The organism is Mesorhizobium sp. PUT5 (assembly GCF_052216645.1).
Lineage (GTDB): Bacteria > Pseudomonadota > Alphaproteobacteria > Rhizobiales > Rhizobiaceae > Mesorhizobium.
Window position 1 is genome coordinate 811,476 of sequence record NZ_JBQOSO010000003.1, and the last position, 18,435, is coordinate 829,910.

An 18,435-nucleotide genomic window follows, 5' to 3' on the forward strand; every position below is an offset into this window, starting at 1 on the left:
GCGGCGGCGTCTCCTTCCCCCTTGAGGGGAGGGTGGCCCGAAGGGCCGGGAGGGGTTCTGGCGGCCGTGCGCCGACCTCCGGCCCCGGAACGTCGGTTGGGAGAATTGCCGCTGTGCCCCGAACACGTGTCAGCTTTGAAATGCGTCAAAAGGCGCGCAAGCTGAGGGTGCATGCCACAAAGGCGGAAGCCTTGCTCTGGTACGAACTGCGTGAATTGCGGACCCATGGCCTGAAGTTCCGGCGTCAGGCGCCGATCGGGCCTTATATTGTCGATTTCCTGTGCCCTTCAGTACGGCTGGTCGTCGAGGTCGATGGGGACCTCCACGAAACCGGGCCGGGCAAGCGCCATGACGCCAATCGCGATGCGTATCTCAACTCACTTGGCTATGTGGTTCTGCGGATCGACGAGCCGGATGTGACGCACAGTGCCTGGCATGTTGCGCAGATGGTGAAGGAAAAGGCTGAGCATCTCATCGGCGACCCCTCCCGACCGCTTCGCGGCCACCCTCCCCTCAAGGGAGAGGGGAACGCTGGAGAACAGACATGACCGATCCCGCCGAAGTTCTGTCCCTGCCGAAACCCGCCTGGGCCACCGAAGACGTCACCATGCTCTACGACATGGCGCGCCGCTTCATGGAAGACGAGATCGCGCCGCATTACGACGCCTACGAGAAGAATGAGATCGTCGACTGCTCGGCCTGGGAGAAGGCGGGCGCGGCCGGCCTTCTGTGCGCTTCCATGCCGGAAGACTATGGCGGGGCCGGCGGAACCTATGCGCATGAGGCTGCCATCATCGACGCCATCGGCCATGTCGGCGTCGACGGGTTCGGCATCGTGCTGCACAATGCCATCGTGGCGCCCTACATCCTCCACTATGGCTCGGAGGAGCAGCGCGCAAAATGGCTGCCGAAACTGGCGACAGGCGAGTTGATCGGCGCCATCGCCATGACCGAGCCGGGCGCAGGCTCCGACCTGCAGGGCGTCAAGACCCGGGCCGAGAAGGACGGGAACCGCTATCGCATCAACGGCTCCAAGACCTTCATCACCAACGGCCAGAACGCCAATCTCGTCATCGTCGTCACCAAGACCGATCCGGCGAAGGGGGCAAAGGGCACCTCGCTGATCGTGGTCGAGACCGAGGATGCGGATGGTTTCGAGCGCGGCCGCAACCTCGACAAGATCGGGCTCAAGGCCAACGACACCTCCGAACTGTTCTTCAACGACCTGTCCGTGCCCACGGCCAATCTTTTGGGAGCGGAGGAAGGGCAGGGCTTTGTCCAACTCATGCAGCAATTGCCGCAGGAGCGGCTGCTGATCGGCGGCCAGGCCATAGCCATGGCCGAGCGCGCGCTGGCGGCGACCGTCGACTATGTGAAGGAGCGCAAGGCCTTCGGCAAGCCGATCCTCGACTTCCAGAACACCCAGTTCAAGCTGGCGGAACTGAAGACGGAGATCACCATCGGCCGCGTCTTCTACAATGACTGCGTCGCCCGCCATATTGCCGGCGGGCTCGATGCTGCCACCGCCTCCATGGCTAAATACTGGCTGTCCGACCTGCAGGGCAAGGTGGTGGATGAATGCCTGCAACTGTTCGGCGGCTATGGCTACATGAATGAATATCCCATTGCACGCATGTGGCGCGACGCCCGTGTGCAGCGCATCTACGGCGGCACCAACGAGATCATGAAGCTGCTGATCGCGCGCACGCTCTAGGCGCAGCGATCTTGCCCGAGGAGAAGAAAAATGGCTGAAGCTTATGTCTACGACGCCGTGCGCACCCCGCGCGGGCGCGGCAAGAAGGACGGCTCTCTGCACGAGGTGCCGGCGGTGCGGCTGGGGGCCCGCACGCTTGAGGCGATCCGTGACCGCAACGGGCTCGATACGGCGCAGGTGGACGACATCATCTTCGGCTGTGTCGATCCGGTCGGCGAGGCAGGCTCGGTCATTCCGCGCGCGGCCGCCTTCGAGGCGGGCTATCATGACAAGGCGCCCGGCATGCAGATCTCGCGCTTCTGTGCCAGCGGGCTCGACTCCATCAATCTCGGCGCGGCCAAGATCGCTCAGGGCGCCGACGACATCGTCATCGCCGGCGGCGTGGAATCGATGAGCCGCGTCGGCATGGGCATGTCCGGCGGCGCCTGGTTCATGGACCCCTCGGTCGGCTTGCCTGCCTGGTTCGTGCCGCAGGGCATCTCGGCCGATCTGATCGCCACGAAATACGGCTTTTCGCGCGACGACGTCGATGCCTATGCGGTGGAGAGCCAGAAGCGCGCGGCCAAGGCATGGGAGAAGGGCTGGTTCAAGAAGTCGGTCATTCCGGTCAAAGACCAGAACGGCCTGACCATCCTCGACCATGACGAGCATATGCGCCCGGCCACCGACATGCAGGCATTGGCGGCTCTCAATCCGTCCTTCGTCATGCCGGGCGAGATGGGCGGCTTCGACGCCGTAGCCGTGCAGAAGCACCCGGAAGTCGAGGCGGTCAACCACGTGCACCATGCCGGCAATTCCTCCGGCATCGTCAACGGTGCGGCAGCCGTGCTGCTCGGCTCGAAGAAGGCCGGCAAGGCCATGGGCCTGAAGGCGCGCGCCCGCATCCGCGCCTTTGCCAATATCGGGTCCGAACCGGTGCTGATGCTGACCGGGCCGGTGGACGTCACCGAAAAGCTGTTGAAACGGGCGAAGATGAAGATCTCCGACATCGACCTGTTCGAGCTGAACGAAGCCTTCGCTTCCGTCGTGCTGCGCTACTGCCAGGCGTTCGACATTCCGCACAACAGGATCAACGTCAATGGCGGGGCGATCGCCATGGGCCATCCGCTGGGTGCGACGGGCGCCATGATCTTCGGCACCGTGCTGGACGAACTGGAGCGGCGCGACCTCAACACCGCGCTGGTGACGCTGTGCATCGGCGCCGGCATGGGCACCGCCACGATCATCGAACGCGTTTAAGGGGGCAAAAATGACCTACATCAATTTCACCCTCGACATCGACGCCGACGGCATCGCCCTCGTCACCTGGGACATGCCCGACCGCTCCATGAACGTCTTCACCGAGGAGGTGATGCGCGAACTGGACGCCATCATCGACAAGGTGGCCTCCGACGCGGCGATCAAGGGCGCGGTCATCACCTCCGGCAAGGAGACCTTCTCCGGCGGCGCCGATCTCGCCATGCTGCAGAAGATGCTGGCCACCTTCGCCGCCGAGAGCCGCAAGGACCGCGCGGCGGCGACGAGGAAACTGTTCGAGACGGCCGGCTACATGAGCCATCTGTTCCGCAAGCTGGAGACCTGCGGCAAGCCTTGGGTCTCGGCCATCAACGGCACCTGCATGGGCGGCGCCTTCGAGCTTTCGCTGGCCTGCCACGGGCGGCTCGCCGCCGGTTCCGAAAAGGTCCGCATGGCGCTGCCGGAGGTGAAGGTCGGCATCTTCCCCGGTGCCGGCGGCACCCAGCGCGTGCCGCGCCTGACCGACCAGCAGCAGGCGTTGCAGATGCTGACCTCCGGGCAGAATCTCTCTCCGCAGAAGGCCAAATCCATGGGGCTCGTCCACGATGTCGTGGAGCCGGGCAAGTTGGTCGAGGCGGCCAAGGCCATGATCGCCGCCGGCCTGAAGCCGGTGCAGCCCTGGGACGAGAAGGGTTTCAAGCTGCCGGGGGGGCCGATCTATTCGGCCGCCGGCGCCAATCTGTGGCCGCCGGCCATCGCCATCCTGCGCCGCGAGACCTATGGCAATTATCCGGCGGCAGCCGCCATTCTGAAATGCGTCTATGAAGGCCTGCTGGTGCCCTTCGACACGGCACTGAGGATCGAGCAGCGCTATTTCACCGAGATCATGCAGACCCGCGAGGCGGCGGCTATGATCCGCTCGCTGTTCGTCTCCCTGCAGGAATTGAACAAGGGCGCACGCCGGCCCGAGGGCATCGCTCCCACCAAATTCAGGAAGATCGGGGTGCTCGGCGCCGGCTTCATGGGCGCAGGCATCGCCTATGTCACGGCGAAAGCCGGCATTCCCGTGGCGCTGCTGGACCGCGATCTGGAGTCGGCCGAAAAGGGCAAGGCGCATTCCGCCGGGCTGATGGACGGCCTCGTCAGGAAGGGCCGCGCCACGCCGGACGAAAAGGACAGACTGCTGTCTCTCATCACGCCGACGGCCGACTATGCCGCGCTCGAAGGCTGCGATCTCGTCGTAGAGGCAGTGTTCGAGGATTCGGCGGTCAAGAAGGCGGCGACCGAGAAGGCAGAGGCCGTGCTGAAGTCTTCGTCGGTCTTTGCCTCCAACACCTCCACCATTCCCATCACCTCGCTGGCGAAGAACTCCGTCCGGCCGAAGAATTTCGTCGGCATCCACTTCTTCTCGCCGGTGGACAGGATGATGCTGGTGGAGATCATCCTCGGCAAGAAGACCGGCGACAAGGCGTTGGCGGTGGCCATGGACTATGTCCGCGCCATCAAGAAGACGCCGATCGTGGTCAACGACACGCGCGGCTTCTATGTCAACCGCTGCGTGCTGCGCTACATGTCGGAAGCCTACAAGATGCTGATCGAGGGCGTGCCGGCGCCGATGATCGAGAATGCCGCCAGGGCGGCCGGCATGCCGGTGGGCCCGCTGGCGCTGACCGACGAGACGGCCGTCGACCTTGCCCAGAAGATCATGAAGCAGACCATGCGCGATCTGGGCGACAAGGCCGTCGACCCCAGGCAGATGGACCTGATCGACACCATGGTCGACAAATTCGACCGCAAGGGCCGCAAGAACGGCAAGGGCTTCTACGACTATCCCGCCAAGCCGGCCAAGAAGAGCCTGTGGCCGGGCCTCAAGGACCTCTACCCCCAGAAGGAGCCGGAGGATGTCGACTACGAGGAACTGAAGCAGCGCTTCCTCGCCATCATCGCGCTGGAGGCCGCCCGCGTGATGGAGGAAGGCATCGTCACCGACCCGCGCGAGGCCGATGTGGGCTCCATCCTGGCCTTCGGCTTCGCGCCCTATACGGGCGGGGCGCTGTCCTACATCGACGGCATCGGTGCCAAGGCGTTCGTCAAGATGGCCAAGGGCTTGCAGAAGAAATACGGTGCCGAATTCAAGGCGCCCAGGCTGCTTTCCGACATGGCCGAGAAGGGCGAGACCTTCTACCAGCGCTTCGATCCGTACGGAAAGCGGGAGACGAAGGAAGCGGCCTGAGGCATCGGGCACGGCAGCAGATGCCGGGCCTTTGTCTTTTTAAAGGCTCGGCTTTGCGTTATCCTGTTCCAAAAGGTGTGACTATGACCAAGCTTGAACTCGCTTTGGAACGGGCCGCCAAATTGCCCGAGGGCATGCAGGAGCAATTGGGCGACGATCTCCTGCACTACATAGATAAATATCTCACCCTTCGGGATTTGCTTGACGAAGGCCTGCGCGAGCTTGACGCCGGCGATGTCGTGGACGGAGAAACCCTTCTGGCGGATCTCAAAGCGCGCTATGGCGCTTGAACTGGTCGCTACCCGGCGCGCGCGCCGAGATGTAGAGGAAATCCTAGCCTATATTGCCGCCGACAATCCAGCCGCCGCGCAAGCACTGCAGGGACGAATAGACAAGGCTCTGCGTCTCCTGTGCGAGCGACCGTTTATCGGGGCCGTTGCAGCGGGCTTCGCTGACGAAACGCTGCGCAAGTTCAGCATTTCTCCCTATGTTGTCTTCTATGTTCCCCGCGACGGCAAACTCGCTATCGTGCGTGTGATCCACTCCTCCATGGATATGGCACGGCAGCAGATGCCGGGCCTGCCGTTGTGAGCGTTGCAAGCTGGACAGTCAGGGCCTCCTGCACTAAAGGAGGAAAGGCATTTTTTCCTGTCCGAAGGAGCGCGAACATTGCTCTCGCATGAGCGCGTATGGGCTGCCATCGACGCCCTGGCCGAGCGGTCTTCGCTGTCGGCCTCGGGGCTGGCCCGGCGCGCCGGCCTCGATTCCACCGCCTTCAACAAGTCCAAGCGCCGGTCGTCCGACGGGCGGCCGCGCTGGCCGTCCACGGAATCGCTGGCCAAGGTGATGGAGGCCACCGGCGCCTCGCTGGCCGAATTGCTGGCCCTGCTGGACGACAAGACAGCGTCCGCCCGGGCCAACTCGCGCGCGGGGCGCGCCGTGCCGCTTGTCGGCTTCGCGCAGGCCGGCGCCGGCGGCTTCTTCGACGATGCCGGTTTTCCGGTCGGCCAGGGCTGGGACCTCGTCGAATTGCCGGCGCAGTCGGCCGAAGGCGCCTATGCGCTGAAGGTGCAGGGCGATTCCATGCTGCCGCTCTACCGCAATGGCGACGTGCTGATCGTCGAGCCCGGTGCGGCGGTGCGCAAGGGCGACCGCGTCGTGGTCAAGACCGGAGGCGGCGAGGTAATGGCCAAGGTGCTGGAGCGGCACTCTGCCGGCTCCGTGCTGCTGGTCTCGCTCAATCCGGCCCATCCGGCCCGCGACATTCCTCTATCCGAGATCGAGTGGATGGCGCGGATCGTGTGGGCGAGCCAGTAGGACGCCCGCCATGCGCGCCGCCCATGCAGCGATCGCGGCTGCAGGCCTGCTCGTAGCGGCTTTCGCCATCTCGGCGGGCGGGCATCGGCTTGCCGTCAGCGAGGCCGCCATAGAGATCGACATGCCCGAGGATCTGCCGCCCGAGGCGTTGACGCCCGAGAGCGAGGTGGCTGAACCCGATGCCCTGGCACCGGCACCCGAGGTTGATGCTGCGCACGAAGCCGGCGATGTGAAGGCGCCGGCCGCGCCCGCGCCGTGGCGGGCGATCGATCCGGAGGTCGTTTCACCATCCCCCGGGACCGGCGCGCTGGAGCGTGTCGCGCCTCGTGCGCCGCTGAGCGAGTTGGCGCTCGCCGGGCCGCCGAAACCGGAGGCGCCGCGCGGCAAGCCAGGGCAGCCGGACGTTGCTCCGGTGCCGCAGGAATGGAAAGGCGAGCCGCTGTTCCAGCCGGTTGCGCCCGCCGCCGGCGAGGTCGGTTCGAAGGGTATTTCCATTGCCATTTCGGGTATCGAGGTGACGCAGCCCGACGAGACCTGCACCGACGATGCCGGCACCCAGTGGGCGTGCGGGATGCGGGCGCGCACGGCCTTCCGCGCCTTCCTGCGCAACCGCGCCGTGATCTGTGCCGAGCCGGAGACCGGCAACCGGCCGGTCACGGCCCAGTGCCACATCGGCAACCAGGACATCGGCCTGTGGCTGGTGGAGAACGGCTGGGTGCGCGCCGCCGCTGGTGGTCCTTATGCGGAAGCGGGCGAACAGGCGCGCGCGGCCGGGAAAGGCATTTTCGGGCCCGCGCCGGATGTGTCGGACCTGCCGCCGGAGCCGTCGATCAGTGTTGCGCCGCTGCCGGGTCCGGACCAGCCGTCGTCCATCCTCGATCTTTCAGGCACGGCGGCCACGCCGCCGGCCGGAAGTGCGCCTACGCCGCTGCAAGTTTTCCCGCCAGCGCCTGGCCGATGAGGTCCACGGTCTCCGCCACCCCATAGAGCGCGGCGAAGGAGCCGAAGCGCGGGCCCCGCTCCTGGCCGATCAGCACCTGGTAGATCATCTGGAAGAAGGCGACCGAAACGCCGGGGCCGCCTTCAGGCGCCTGCTTGGAATGGTCCTGGTAGCGTTCGATCCGGCGCGCCACGTTCAGCGCGGCGGTCTGGATCGCCTCGCCATCGGCACCGGCCGGCAGCGCCGAAAGCGCCTCTGAAAGCTTGGCGAGCGCCTCCCGCTCCACCTCGTCCGGGGCGCGGAACTGCTTGGTCGGCTTCACGAAGTCGTCGAAGTAGCGGATGGCGTATTCGGTCAGCTTGTCCAGTTCAGGGTGCGTGGCCGGCGTCACGCCCGGCGCATAGCGCGAGATGAAGCCCCACAGTACGTCCTTGTTCTGCGCATTGGAAGCGCTGACGAGGTTGAGCAGCAGCGCGAACGGAACGGGCAGGTCGATCGGCGGCGGGTTGCCGTTGTGCAGGTGCCAGACGGGATTGCCGAGGCGGTTCTTCCAGTCCTGCTTCGGATAGGCGGACAGGAACTGGTAATATTCGTCCACGGCGCGCGGGATGACGTCGAAATAGAGCTTCTTGGCCACGCGCGGCTTCTGGAACATGTAGAGGCCGAGGCTTTCGGTCGGAGCGTATGTCAGCCACTCGTCGATGCTCAGGCCGTTGCCCTTCGACTTGGATATCTTCTGGCCCTTGTCGTCGAGGAACAGTTCGTAGACGAAATGCTCCGGCGCGCGTCCGCCCAATATGTTGCAGATGCGGTCGTAGATCGCCGCATTTGTCTGGTGGTCCTTGCCGAACATCTCGAAATCGACGCCGAGGGCCGCCCAGCGCATGCCGAAATCCGGCTTCCACTGCAGCTTCACCTTGCCGCCGGTTACCGGCAGCGTGGTTTCGGTTCCGTCCTCGTCGTCGAAGGTGATGGTGCCGGCCCCGGCGTCGACATGCTTCATCGGCACGTAGAGCACACGGCCGGTCTTGGGCGAGATCGGCAGGAAGGGGCTGTAGGTGGCCTGCCGCTCCTCGCCCAGGGTCGGCAGCATCACGGCCATGATCTTGTCGTAGCACCCGACGGCGCGCAAAAGCACCTCGTCGAAGCGGCCCGACTTGTAATAATCGGTCGCGCTGGCGAATTCGTAGTCGAACCCGAACGTGTCGAGGAAGCGCCGCAGCATCGCATTGTTGTGGTGGCCGAAGCTCTCGTAGTCGCCGCCGAAGGGATTGGGCACCGCCGTCAGCGGCATGTGCAGATAGGGTTCGAGCGCGGCGCGGTCGGGCACGTTGTCGGGAATCTTGCGCATGCCGTCCATGTCGTCGGAGAAGCACAGCAGCCGCGTCTTGACCTTGTCCTGCGTCAGGATGCGGAAAGCATGGCGCACCATCGTCGTGCGTGCCACCTCGCCGAAGGTGCCGATATGCGGCAGGCCGGAGGGGCCGTAGCCGGTCTCGAACAGCACGGTCTCGGGAAACCCGGTTTTGGCGTAGCGCGCGATGATCTTCCTGGCTTCCTCGAACGGCCACGCTTTGCTTTCGGCGGCCGCGGCGATGAGGTCCGGGTTGAGATCGAGCGGGGGAAGTCCAGCCATGTCGAGCGTCCTGCGGTTGCGCCGGCACGCTGCCGGCCGCTCCGCTCTATGCGGCAAGGGCCGGAGCGTCAACGATTGCACGCCTTTTTCCGGACATCGCATGGATATCCGGCGGTCGCTCAGTAGAAGCTGACGGGGAAATATCTCAGGTAGAGTTCGGCGAAGATGCCCCTGGCGGAAATCTGCTGGAGTGCGTAGTCGAAGGCCTCGGTCAGCTTGGTGTCGCCCGGTCTTGCCGCGATGGCGAGGCCCGTGCCCAGATATTCCGGCGCCAGATAGGGGCCGCCGACGAAGCGGCAGCATCCGGCCGCTTCCCCGCCTGCCAGCCAGAAGGCCAGCCGCATGCCGTCGCCGAACACGGCATCGATCTTGCCGGCCTTCAGGTCTGTGTAGAGGTCGTCGGGCTTGGTGTAGCCGACGCTCGTCGCGGTGCCGAAATAGTCGGCGAGCATGCGTTCATGGGCCGAGCCGGAAAGCACGCCGACGCGCTTGCCGCGCAATGCCTTGTCGAGCGGTTCGGCGAACGCCGCGGACCTTGCGGCGATGAAGCGGGCGGGAAATTGCAGGTAGCTGCGCGAGAAGGCGTATTTCAGCCGCGTGTCCGGCGTGGCGGCGATGCCGGCTATGATGGCCTCGCCCTCGCCCTTTTCGAGGGCCGCATTCAACTCGTCCCAGGGCAGCGCCTGAATCTGGCAGCGGTCGGCCAGCGCAAGCTCGGCGCAGATGGCGCGCGCCAGGTCGATGTGAAAGCCCGACAGCCGCCCCGCCTGATCGAGGAAGTTGAACGGCGGGAAGTCTGTGCCGGTCAAAAAGCGCAGCCGGGGCAGAGCCGAAAGATCGGGTTTCGCCAGGCGCTCGCCGGTGTCCCACAACAGGGGCGGCTGGGGCTCGGCAGCCCGCACAGGCGCCGTCGCCGACAGGATCGCAACCAGTACGAGGGCGAGCTGGCGCAATGTCACGAAATATTCCTTCCATCGGGCGATTGTACTTTGGAATGAAATTATCGCTGTCACAATGATTTTTAGTTCAAACATCCGGAATTGAGGCTATTGTTGGAAAATTAGGAAATGCCGGCGGACGTGACGCAACAGGGGATGTGCGTCGAGACTGCAGATTGGCACATATGTGACGTCCCCTACCGTGCATCGAAATGCGACATGGGTGGATGTTGCAATGATTCGTTTCGGTTACAGGCACAATATTTCCGATAGGGGCCAGGGGGCGGCGTCATTTCCGCCGGTCGGGCGGCGTGACATCTTGCATCTGAAGGCGGGGCGGCCTGGCCTTGCGATACCGGCCGAATAGAAGCGACTGATCCAAAAAAATACCGGTGAACGAAGGTCCGGGCGCGCGCCGGGGCCGGAACGTGCGTTGCAGCGGAATCGGAGGGGAGCATGTGGCGGATGGAATTCGGTGCCGGCGGCGCGCGCGTCGCCGGTGCTTTCTTTCCCGAACTGGTTGAATGGCTTCCGGTGCTGGAGCGGCTGGGCGTGCCGCTGGAGGTGGCGGCGCAGGTGGCCGCTCAGGCCCGGGCGGAAGGCGGCGACTTCGCGGCGGGGCTCGTGACCGCCGGCGTTGTCTGCTCCCCTGCGCTGCTCGATGCGGTGGCGCACGATATCGGCATCGCAGTGGCCGATGCGGTCGACCCGCGCAGGCTGCTGGTGAGCGACGCGCATGTGATCGCGCTGCTGCGGCGGCGCGATGGCCACCTGCCGGTGAAACTCGTGGAAAAGGACGGCAGCATCTCCTTCCTCATCGCGCTGGATCGTATCGGGCTCGGGCTTGTGCGCGCGCGCCTGCGGTCCAGTCCCGGCCTTGCCGCCCGCATGAAGCTGGTCGACCCGCAGATCATGCGCGCCGCAATGTTGCGCCGTGCTGCCCCGTTGCTGGCCAGGACGGCCGTGGGCGGCCTATTCGAGAAGTTTCCGGCCATGTCCGCGCGCATCGTCGCCAATGCCTGGCAGGGCACCATGGTCGGCATCCTGCTCACCGCGCTCCCGGTGGGCATTCTGCTTGAGCCCAGAGCGGTGCTGATGGCGCTCCACGTGCTGATCACGCTCTTCTTCTTCGCCTGCGTGGTGCTGCGCTTCGCGGCGGTGGCTTCGATCCGGCCGGGACAGCCCGTGGCGCAGGTGCCGCTGCCGGAGGGCGACGTACCGGTCTTCACCGTGCTGGTCGCGCTCTACAAGGAGGCGGCAATCGTGCCCGGCTTGCTGGCGGCGCTGGACGGCATCGTGTGGCCGCGCCACCGCCTCGAGATCAAGCTGGTCTGCGAGGCCGACGACGCGGGCACGCTGGCGGCGCTGCGGGCGCGGCGCTTGCCCGCGCATATCGAGGTGGTGGAGGTGCCGCCCGGCGAGCCGCGCACCAAGCCCAAGGCGCTGGCCTACGCGCTTCCCATGACCGGCGGCGACTTCGTCGCCCTCTACGACGCCGAGGACCGACCTCATCCCCTGCAGCTTGCCGAGGCCTGGCAGCGCTTCCGCGATGGCGGGCCGGATCTTGCGGTCGTGCAGGCGCCGTTGGAAATCTCGAACCGGCACGAGAGCGCCATCGCGCGCATGTTCGCCTTCGAATATGCCGGGCTGTTCCGGGGCCTTCTGCCCTGGCTGTCTCAGCGAAGGCTGATGCTGCCGCTGGGCGGCACCTCCAATCATTTCCGCCGCGCTGCGCTGGAAGAGGTGGGTGGCTGGGACCCCTACAACGTCACCGAGGATGCAGATCTCGGCATGCGGCTGGCCCGCTTCGGCTATCGGGCCGAGACCATATCATGCCCGACCTACGAGCCCGCTCCGACACGGCTCGACATATGGCTGCCGCAACGCACGCGCTGGTTCAAGGGCTGGTCCCGCCCTTGTGTAAAATCAACTATCAATCGGAAAAATATGCATAATTTTGTTTATTGTCAGTCGGAATTTCATCACATAGCAACACCATAGCAACAAATGTGCGCCGAGCAGGCTCCTCGCGGTGACCTTTGGGGGCGGGAATGGCGGCCAGGCAGCAACGGCGCGGGGCACCCCCTGGGCACCACGAGGAGCGGTTTCGGCAAATTACCGGGCTGGCTCGGGGTTTGCCTCATTGCCGACCGCTATGGCAAAAGCGGAATAATTCCGAATTTGCCACCCACAGTTCTCTATGAACTCGCGGGCCCCGTCAACGCGCGGTGCTGCGACTGGCAGGCGCAAGGCTGCGCTGTTCATCGCGCCCCGGCTTTGCGTGCGGCCTCGGCGGCTCGGAGAATGCCCAACGCCTCGGCCCGTGCCTCCGGCGTTGCATTGTCCCAAAGGGCGCGAAGCTCGCCCTCATCAAAAGGCCGCGCTCGGTGAGTATGAAGGGAGGGATTGGCGCCGGTCATCTCTGCGCCGCCTTATCCGGCTTGGTCATCGCCTTCATGTCGGCGATCAGGCTTTTGAGGATTACGAGTTCGCTGGCCTCCTCGTCCGTGTTCCACCGCTCCCGGACCCTCATTTTCACAAGAAGGCCGGCAAGCGTCGTGGCCCGCGTTTTCATGATGCTATCGAAAAGTTTGCTGACCTCAGCAGCGGTTCGCTCCTCCTCCTTCTCCGCTGCGGCCGTCCTGGCGGTGGCCGCGTCCCACTGGTCATTCGCTTCCATGAATTTGGCTTCGAGCCTCAAAAGAGTTGCATCGCTCATATCTGCACCTGTTGTGGACAATCAGGGGTGTGGGAAAATCAATCGGGCGTCAGACACCGATCAGCGCCTTGACGGCGGACATGAATTCGTCGGGGTAGTGGCTCTCGCCCCTGTCGGTGGCCACATAGAACTGCATCGCAAACTCTGTGGCGGTGCGCGGTTTCAGGGCCGCGATTTGGTCTTGCAGGGCAGAATATCGTTGGTAGCGTTCGTCCAACTGCGCATCTGTCAGGTGCCGACAGCCATCTTCCACAATGGCCTTCCACTGGTCGAACAGCGCCCGAATTTCTGTCTGTCGGTAGTCTTCCAGGTAGCTGATATCACCAAACCGGATCGGCAATTCGTAGCCGCGAGGGTAGACCTCTGCGTAGGTCGCCCCGTCAGCTATCTCGGCCAAAGCATCAGACAGCATCCGTGCATGGTGGCGAGCCCGGTTCCACGGGTGGTTCGGATCACGAGGCCCGTATTCCCTCGCCGCGACGGCGCTGGGAATAATGGCGGCCAGTCCAGCCGCAGACGCGGACTGCAGAATGGTGCGGCGGTTCATCTGGTTGGCAGCGGGTATAGCTTCCCCGTCTGCGCGAACAGTGTTGTTCGGCATGGTCAGTCTCCAGTGGGTTTAGATGGTCAGGTGTTCAGTCTTTCCGCCGCCGCCTCCACGCCGGCCAGCGCGCGAGCTTCCGCCATAAAGCTGCCGCCCGCGTCGTCCTCAAGCGAGTATTGCCCATAGCTGGTTATGGCGAGCAGCTTGGCGGCGAAGTCCCCGGCGCTCGAAGCCGGGATAGCGAGCATCCGCCTTTCAAGCTCCCGGCATTCATCGAGAATACGGTCCACTTCTTCATCAGATGGGGCCGGGTCGCTGGTCTGCGCGTATTTGGCCTCCCATTCGCGGAACAGTCCCATGATCGGGCTGGGCTGCGGTTCGGCGGTAGCGGCCACGCTGGCGCTCACACCAGCAAGGGCAGCGGTCAGTCCAGCGCCGGTGACGGCAAGGGCGGAACGGCGATTGATCTTGTCCATCACACCCTCCCCTTCCCGCCAGTGGCCTTCCGCCTGCGCACTGGATGCGCGGCGAGGAATTCTTCATCCGCAGCAATAGCCGCTTTGGCTTCCTCCCTTGTGATGCGGAGACCCCAGCCCGTCGTTTTCATGTACCGAAGCTTCCACGCCAAGGCATCTTTGGATGGCGCCGGCGTGAGCAGTTGCTCAGCGAACGCTTCCTTGTAGAGCCTTTCGACCTGATCGAGAGGCGGCAGTGCAAATGTCACCTCCACGCGGTTGGCATGCGAGCGGGACGTGTAGAGCAGGGCTCCGAACAGCGCCCGATAGAACTCCCGCTTGCACCACACCCGCATCCACACTTCCATGCGGCCTTTGCGCATTTCGGCGTTGAAGGCCGTATTGGTGCCGGCATCAACGGGCGGCGCCATCAATGCTTCGATGAACTTGCCGATATCGCCGCGACGGGTGAGCTTTTCCATTCCCGCCTCCCCCTACGCTGCCAGCGCCGAAAGCTCGGCCTCAAGGCGCCGACGCATCGGGATGACGTCGTAGCGGGCCGGCTTGTAGATCAGCGCCGCGATTTCAGCCTTGATCGCCTCGGCCCGGCGCTGCGCCGGGCTCAGCCCCTCCTTCGCCACGGCCCAGGCATTCTTGAGGCCGTGTTTCAGCAGGTAGGCATAGGACCAGTCGCGGCCCCGATACATCTGGGCGTAGCGGTGCGCGGCCTTCATGATTTCCGCGCGGTTGTAGCTGGGCCGGGGCATAGCTTCGCCGGCGGCCGGAACAGGGGTGTTCGGCATTGGGTTGCTCCGATTGCGATTTCCTTATATTTTTGATATAAGCTTATTTCGTGCGTACAGTCAACACTTTTAATGTAAGGTTAGTGTATTGTGGCAATCACATCGGCCCAGTGTCGCGCCGCTCGCGCATTGATCGCGTGGTCTCAGGACCAGCTTGCGCTTAGTTCCAAGGTGGCAAAGGCGACCATTGCAAACTTTGAAGCCAATAGGCGGACGCCGTATGACCGAACGCTGTCAGACATACGAGCCGCCCTTGAAGCTGGCGGCGTCGAGTTCATTCCCGAGAATGGCGGCGGGCCAGGCGTGAGGCTTCGCAAGGGCGTGGCAGGCGGCGGCCAATAGAAGCCGAGGCCGCTTACCCCTTCCCGACAAAACTGACTTAACCGACAAAACCTCTAACCTTGCCTTTCACCGGTTGAGGCGGTTTGATCGTGGAGGTGGAGGGGGACATGATTACACGTAGATCACTGATAGCCGCTCTGGGCTCGTTTCTAATTGCCGGGCCAGCCGCAGCCACTCCTGGCGCCGTTGATCGCGCTGGCTGTCACGGGCGACCGAGGCATTGCCATCCGCCATCACAAATTCGCAAATCCGGTAAACGGCGCTATGTGCCAGGAGCTTTCTTCAGCAAGAAGCGCCGAACGAAAAATCGCTCGCGTCGGTGAGGCAGGGAACCGGCATCGTGGGCGAATGAGCAAAAAGATAAAGGCCGGTCCCCACGGGAGGGGCCGGCTATCCGTTATCGTTTTAATCCGCGCTGGCGACGTGAGTTCTCTGCAAGGATAAATTCAAGGGAGGCCGCATCGGCTATTCCGGCTTCGGCCGGGCCGGCTGCTGCACCCTCTCCGCAGTCTCCGTTTGCTATCTTCCACCTAAAGGCGTAACGTGGGACATCGGCAGCTTCTGACACGGGCGCTGCCAATTGAGGGCGGCCATCGTGCCCTTGCCCCGACCAAGGAGGACATCATGTCTTCCACTTATCTCACAGATATTGACATGCGCATGATCGAGCGGCTTCTCGCTGAAGTTCGCGAACCTGGCGCCTGTCGCGATTTCGATCGCGAAACGGCGGCAGGTCGTTTTCTCATCGACAACTTCCAGAGGAAGAGAACGACTGAGGTCGACCTCCGTGGATTGCTGGCGGCACGGATCAAGGTGCTTGAGTCCTTGGCCCGCGGGATTTCCAGGTGGGACGATGAGGGGGGCGCACCCGGCAAGCTTCCCCGCACAGAGGCCCAGCGCCGTATCGACAACGATACCGACGGCGCGCGGCGACGGGCCAAAGAAACATACAGCCGTAACAGACTGGTTTAGCCGGCCAGTCAAAGCTGCCTGAATACAGGTCAGCTTGCCGTGACCGCGGTATTGGAAAAACCCATGCGCACCACTCGATCCATCGTTCGCTTTTCCGCGCCGTTTTTGCTGTACGGGCTCGATGCACCGCTACCGGCAGGTGAATATTACGTCGACCAAGACGACGAAGTGATTGAAGGGGCGTCCTGGACTGCCTATCGGCGCGTCGCGACCTTCATTCACCTGCCTGCGATACACACCCGAACAATGACCCGGCAGGTGCTGCAGATAGATCATGCGGATCTTGAGGCGGCCCTCGTGAAAGATGGTGGAACCTCGACGGCCTTGACCCGCGCAGAATAGCGGTAATTTACCGGGAGCATTCCCATGAAAAGCTTCATGCCCAGCCAGGCCCATATGGCGAATTACGGGCGCCTCCTAGGCGTCTTGGCGGTCACAGCCGCGATTGCGTTTATCGTGTACTCCGTTCTTTTTGGCTTCACCTGGAGCAACCAGCTTTAGCGGAGGTGCCTTGAGCAAAGCCGCCAAAGCACGCCCGTAATTGTCCTACACTACGGCGGCGGGCGCGACCTACTTGCCGCGTTGGTCTCCCGGCACCCGCGACCGGTCCTTCAGCGTAGCCATGTCCTCTGGAGCGCGTCGATCTGATCGACGGCGCTGCTGGCGTGGGCCCCAGAGGCCAACATCTCGTTGTAGCCCCTGCCCTTGTCGGTCCCCTCTGACTTGCCGATCAGATCGAGCATAGGCCGGTACACATAGTATTTGTCACACGCAGCAGCGGTCACCGCACCGGTGGGCGCGTTGGTCATGATGATGTCCTTTGCGATTTAGGGTTGAATGCCGCGCCCAAAGCGCGCCTAGTGACTCTTTAAGGAGCACACAGATGCGCATCATCGTTGGGCCTGCAAAGCGCGTGGGCAACTCCATTGCCATTTTCGACGAAGGTCTCCTGAACGGCAACATCACCAAGAATGGGCTCGCGGGGGTCACATTTTCTGTCGATGCTGGCGGTCTTTATCCGAAAACCAGATACCGGGACGGCGCGAAATACCGCTACGCCATCACGCTGTCGGCAGAGGATTTGACGCTGCTCGGGCAGTGCGTCGCCGGGGCGCCGTAACCCTTTCGAGTGCGTTGTGCGCCGCTCGGAGACCGCGTATCGTCAGAAGCTGCCTCAAGCAGCAACCTGGTCGTCTCCACCCTCTCCGATCCCCCTAGCTGGCGGCCGGGTACTGCAAGAACTTTGCGTATTGTCCGCACTCTACGGCGCGGCTACGGTGCCCGCGCTGTTGACCCACCCCGTCGGCAGCCGCCCGGTCGCTGGTCATCCTCAGTCGCAAAAGACCGGCGGCCGGGCGTTATTCCATGTGAGATGTAGCCCGAACGGGGCATGCGCCGCCGCCTCTTGGCCATTATGATTCTGATTCGCGGGGGAGCGCCTGAATTGGGGGGCGCAGGCGCGAAAGGTACTTGCCCTACCCTACGTGCTTCCGGTGAAACCAGAGGGGGCGCGGGGAAGCAAGGCTGACAGGCGGACGATGCCAGTGCCAAGCTGGGGGAATGGCGACGGCACAAGGGTTCGCCAACTTCTCAAGGCTCGCACGCACATAGCCAGCGGCTAGTCAGCGCACAACAAGCACAGGTATTGAGCTGTTCGCCAGGACTTCCGCCGTCTGGCTCCCGAGCAGCAACCGTTTGACGCCGCGTCGACCATGGGATGCCATCACAATCAGATTGCACCCGTCCCGCTGCGCTGTTTCCAGAATGGCCGCAGCGGCTCTGGCGTCAGGTACATGGACCGTGCGAGCCTCGATGCCCATACCTTCTGCCGTCGCTTTTACCGAAGCAAGCAGCGTTTCGGTCGCCTTCTCACAGTCCGCAGCGTAGCGGGCTATATCGCCGGGAGTGACGCCCCAAGCGGCTACCCCTGTCGGAATTGGAAATGCTTCCGTAGCCGTAATGATCGTGACCTTGCTGCCAAGCGCTTTCGCCAGGGAAAGGCCGTGGTCAACGCCATTTTGCGCGAGTTCCGAGCCATCGGTCGAGATCAGGATATGCGTGTACATCGTAGCCTCGGGAGCGAGTTAAGCATTCGACCGGAAGGAGGCACACATGCCGCCGACCGACAAGGACGCGCGCTTCGTTTGCCGCGTATGCCGGGTCAAGGCACCAGAGGCCACCTTGTGGGCCTGCCCCTGGATACGGCGACGGCCTGCCGGAATTTCGGTACCCCTTTTTTTACAGCGTCTGAAAACTGTACCCCTCGGGGTCTTACGGAAGCGTCCCCTTTTTCGGCCTGCCAAAATGATGCCGCTCATAGGGTGTTGCCCTACGGATTTCCCCCGCGCGCGTGGTGATGTGGAGAAAATTGGTAACCCCTTGGGGGTGTCTGGTGAAATTGGGCCGCCTACAGGCTATTGGGCAGAAATCGACACGGCGGAAATCCGCTTTCGTGGCGAGCGCCGGCTTGTTCATCCTCAAATTGAGGACGGACAATCACGCCACGCGCGACAAGCTGACCGGGCCGCTATGTTGCCGGCCGAGGCTGTCTAGGTTTCCACCAATGGTGGAAGACCGATCACCCCC

21 protein-coding genes and 1 pseudogene are annotated in these 18,435 nt (G+C 63.6%); 13 read left to right on the forward strand and 9 right to left on the reverse strand.

Features of this window, described 5'->3' with window-relative positions; genetic code table 11:
* Window positions 1-191: 191 nt before the first annotated feature.
* The 8 genes from ACTDI4_RS05375 (at window position 192) to ACTDI4_RS05410 (ending at window position 7,461) form a co-directional block, all read left to right on the forward strand.
* Window positions 192-548 carry an endonuclease domain-containing protein gene (locus ACTDI4_RS05375; protein WP_442840166.1) on the forward strand — a complete coding sequence of 119 codons (357 nt, stop codon included), beginning with the start codon at window positions 192-194 and terminating at the stop codon, window positions 546-548.
* A complete protein-coding gene (locus ACTDI4_RS05380; protein ID WP_442840167.1) occupies window positions 545-1,714 on the forward strand; it encodes an acyl-CoA dehydrogenase family protein in 1,170 nt (389 codons plus the stop codon). The genes ACTDI4_RS05375 and ACTDI4_RS05380 overlap by 4 nt, the downstream gene beginning before the upstream one ends.
* 30 nt (window positions 1,715-1,744) lie before the next feature.
* Window positions 1,745-2,953, forward strand: a complete 1,209-nt coding sequence (locus ACTDI4_RS05385; RefSeq protein ID WP_442840168.1) for an acetyl-CoA C-acetyltransferase — start codon at window positions 1,745-1,747, stop codon at window positions 2,951-2,953.
* Between the two features lie 10 nt (window positions 2,954-2,963).
* Window positions 2,964-5,183: a 3-hydroxyacyl-CoA dehydrogenase NAD-binding domain-containing protein gene (locus ACTDI4_RS05390; RefSeq protein ID WP_442840169.1), complete on the forward strand. Its 2,220-nt coding sequence runs from the start codon at window positions 2,964-2,966 to the stop codon at window positions 5,181-5,183.
* Window positions 5,184-5,266: 83 nt separating this feature from the next.
* Complete coding sequence (locus ACTDI4_RS05395) at window positions 5,267-5,473, forward strand: hypothetical protein (RefSeq protein WP_442840170.1); 207 nt, start codon at window positions 5,267-5,269, stop codon at window positions 5,471-5,473.
* On the forward strand, window positions 5,463-5,774 hold the full coding sequence (locus ACTDI4_RS05400; RefSeq protein ID WP_442840171.1) for a type II toxin-antitoxin system RelE/ParE family toxin: 312 nt from the start codon (window positions 5,463-5,465) through the stop codon (window positions 5,772-5,774). Before ACTDI4_RS05395 ends, ACTDI4_RS05400 begins: the two co-directional genes overlap by 11 nt.
* Before the next feature lie 78 nt (window positions 5,775-5,852).
* Window positions 5,853-6,500 carry a S24 family peptidase gene (locus ACTDI4_RS05405; RefSeq protein WP_442840172.1) on the forward strand — a complete coding sequence of 216 codons (648 nt, stop codon included), beginning with the start codon at window positions 5,853-5,855 and terminating at the stop codon, window positions 6,498-6,500.
* 10 nt (window positions 6,501-6,510) lie between these two features.
* Complete coding sequence (locus ACTDI4_RS05410) at window positions 6,511-7,461, forward strand: thermonuclease family protein (protein WP_442840173.1); 951 nt, start codon at window positions 6,511-6,513, stop codon at window positions 7,459-7,461.
* Here ACTDI4_RS05410 and ACTDI4_RS05415 read toward each other — a convergent pair.
* Window positions 7,421-9,076, reverse strand: a complete 1,656-nt coding sequence (locus tag ACTDI4_RS05415) for a lysine--tRNA ligase (protein ID WP_442840174.1) — start codon at window positions 9,074-9,076, stop codon at window positions 7,421-7,423. The genes ACTDI4_RS05410 and ACTDI4_RS05415 overlap by 41 nt on opposite strands.
* A gap of 119 nt (window positions 9,077-9,195) precedes the next feature.
* Window positions 9,196-10,029, reverse strand: a complete 834-nt coding sequence (locus ACTDI4_RS05420) for a transporter substrate-binding domain-containing protein (RefSeq protein WP_442843273.1) — start codon at window positions 10,027-10,029, stop codon at window positions 9,196-9,198.
* Window positions 10,030-10,470: 441 nt separating this feature from the next.
* Between ACTDI4_RS05420 and ACTDI4_RS05425 the strand changes: the two genes are divergently transcribed.
* Window positions 10,471-12,015, forward strand: a complete 1,545-nt coding sequence (locus ACTDI4_RS05425; protein ID WP_442840175.1) for a glycosyltransferase — start codon at window positions 10,471-10,473, stop codon at window positions 12,013-12,015.
* A 415-nt stretch (window positions 12,016-12,430) separates the two neighbouring features.
* Here the strand turns inward: ACTDI4_RS05425 and ACTDI4_RS05430 are convergent, their stop codons facing one another.
* The 5 genes from ACTDI4_RS05430 to ACTDI4_RS05450 are packed head-to-tail and all read right to left on the reverse strand — an operon-like array spanning window position 12,431 to window position 14,535.
* The gene (locus ACTDI4_RS05430; RefSeq protein WP_442840176.1) at window positions 12,431-12,733 is read right to left on the reverse strand and encodes a hypothetical protein; all 303 of its coding nucleotides are present in this window, start codon (window positions 12,731-12,733) and stop codon (window positions 12,431-12,433) included.
* Between the two features lie 49 nt (window positions 12,734-12,782).
* Window positions 12,783-13,334, reverse strand: a complete 552-nt coding sequence (locus tag ACTDI4_RS05435; RefSeq protein ID WP_442840177.1) for a hypothetical protein — start codon at window positions 13,332-13,334, stop codon at window positions 12,783-12,785.
* A 26-nt stretch (window positions 13,335-13,360) separates the two neighbouring features.
* On the reverse strand, window positions 13,361-13,753 hold the full coding sequence (locus tag ACTDI4_RS05440; RefSeq protein WP_442840178.1) for a hypothetical protein: 393 nt from the start codon (window positions 13,751-13,753) through the stop codon (window positions 13,361-13,363).
* The gene (locus ACTDI4_RS05445) at window positions 13,753-14,214 is read right to left on the reverse strand and encodes a hypothetical protein (RefSeq protein WP_442840179.1); all 462 of its coding nucleotides are present in this window, start codon (window positions 14,212-14,214) and stop codon (window positions 13,753-13,755) included. Before ACTDI4_RS05445 ends, ACTDI4_RS05440 begins: the two co-directional genes overlap by 1 nt.
* Window positions 14,215-14,226: 12 nt before the next feature.
* Complete coding sequence (locus ACTDI4_RS05450; protein WP_442840180.1) at window positions 14,227-14,535, reverse strand: hypothetical protein; 309 nt, start codon at window positions 14,533-14,535, stop codon at window positions 14,227-14,229.
* A 90-nt stretch (window positions 14,536-14,625) separates the two neighbouring features.
* Between ACTDI4_RS05450 and ACTDI4_RS05455 the strand changes: the two are divergent.
* The 3 genes and pseudogenes from ACTDI4_RS05455 to ACTDI4_RS05465 all read left to right on the forward strand — a co-directional run.
* Window positions 14,626-14,853: pseudogene (locus tag ACTDI4_RS05455) on the forward strand (helix-turn-helix domain-containing protein); the annotation flags it as partial.
* A gap of 648 nt (window positions 14,854-15,501) precedes the next feature.
* Window positions 15,502-15,849, forward strand: a complete 348-nt coding sequence (locus ACTDI4_RS05460; protein ID WP_442840181.1) for a hypothetical protein — start codon at window positions 15,502-15,504, stop codon at window positions 15,847-15,849.
* A gap of 39 nt (window positions 15,850-15,888) precedes the next feature.
* Window positions 15,889-16,191, forward strand: coding sequence for a hypothetical protein (locus ACTDI4_RS05465; protein ID WP_442840182.1), 303 nt, complete (start codon window positions 15,889-15,891; stop codon window positions 16,189-16,191).
* 269 nt (window positions 16,192-16,460) lie between these two features.
* Here the strand turns inward: ACTDI4_RS05465 and ACTDI4_RS05470 are convergent, their stop codons facing one another.
* The gene (locus tag ACTDI4_RS05470) at window positions 16,461-16,658 is read right to left on the reverse strand and encodes a hypothetical protein (RefSeq protein WP_442840183.1); all 198 of its coding nucleotides are present in this window, start codon (window positions 16,656-16,658) and stop codon (window positions 16,461-16,463) included.
* A 74-nt stretch (window positions 16,659-16,732) separates the two neighbouring features.
* Here ACTDI4_RS05470 and ACTDI4_RS05475 point away from each other — a divergent pair, with 74 nt between their 5' ends.
* Window positions 16,733-16,969 carry a hypothetical protein gene (locus tag ACTDI4_RS05475; protein ID WP_442840184.1) on the forward strand — a complete coding sequence of 79 codons (237 nt, stop codon included), beginning with the start codon at window positions 16,733-16,735 and terminating at the stop codon, window positions 16,967-16,969.
* A gap of 502 nt (window positions 16,970-17,471) precedes the next feature.
* Here ACTDI4_RS05475 and ACTDI4_RS05480 read toward each other — a convergent pair.
* Window positions 17,472-17,915 carry a universal stress protein gene (locus ACTDI4_RS05480; protein WP_442840185.1) on the reverse strand — a complete coding sequence of 148 codons (444 nt, stop codon included), beginning with the start codon at window positions 17,913-17,915 and terminating at the stop codon, window positions 17,472-17,474.
* Window positions 17,916-18,435: the final 520 nt, after the last annotated feature.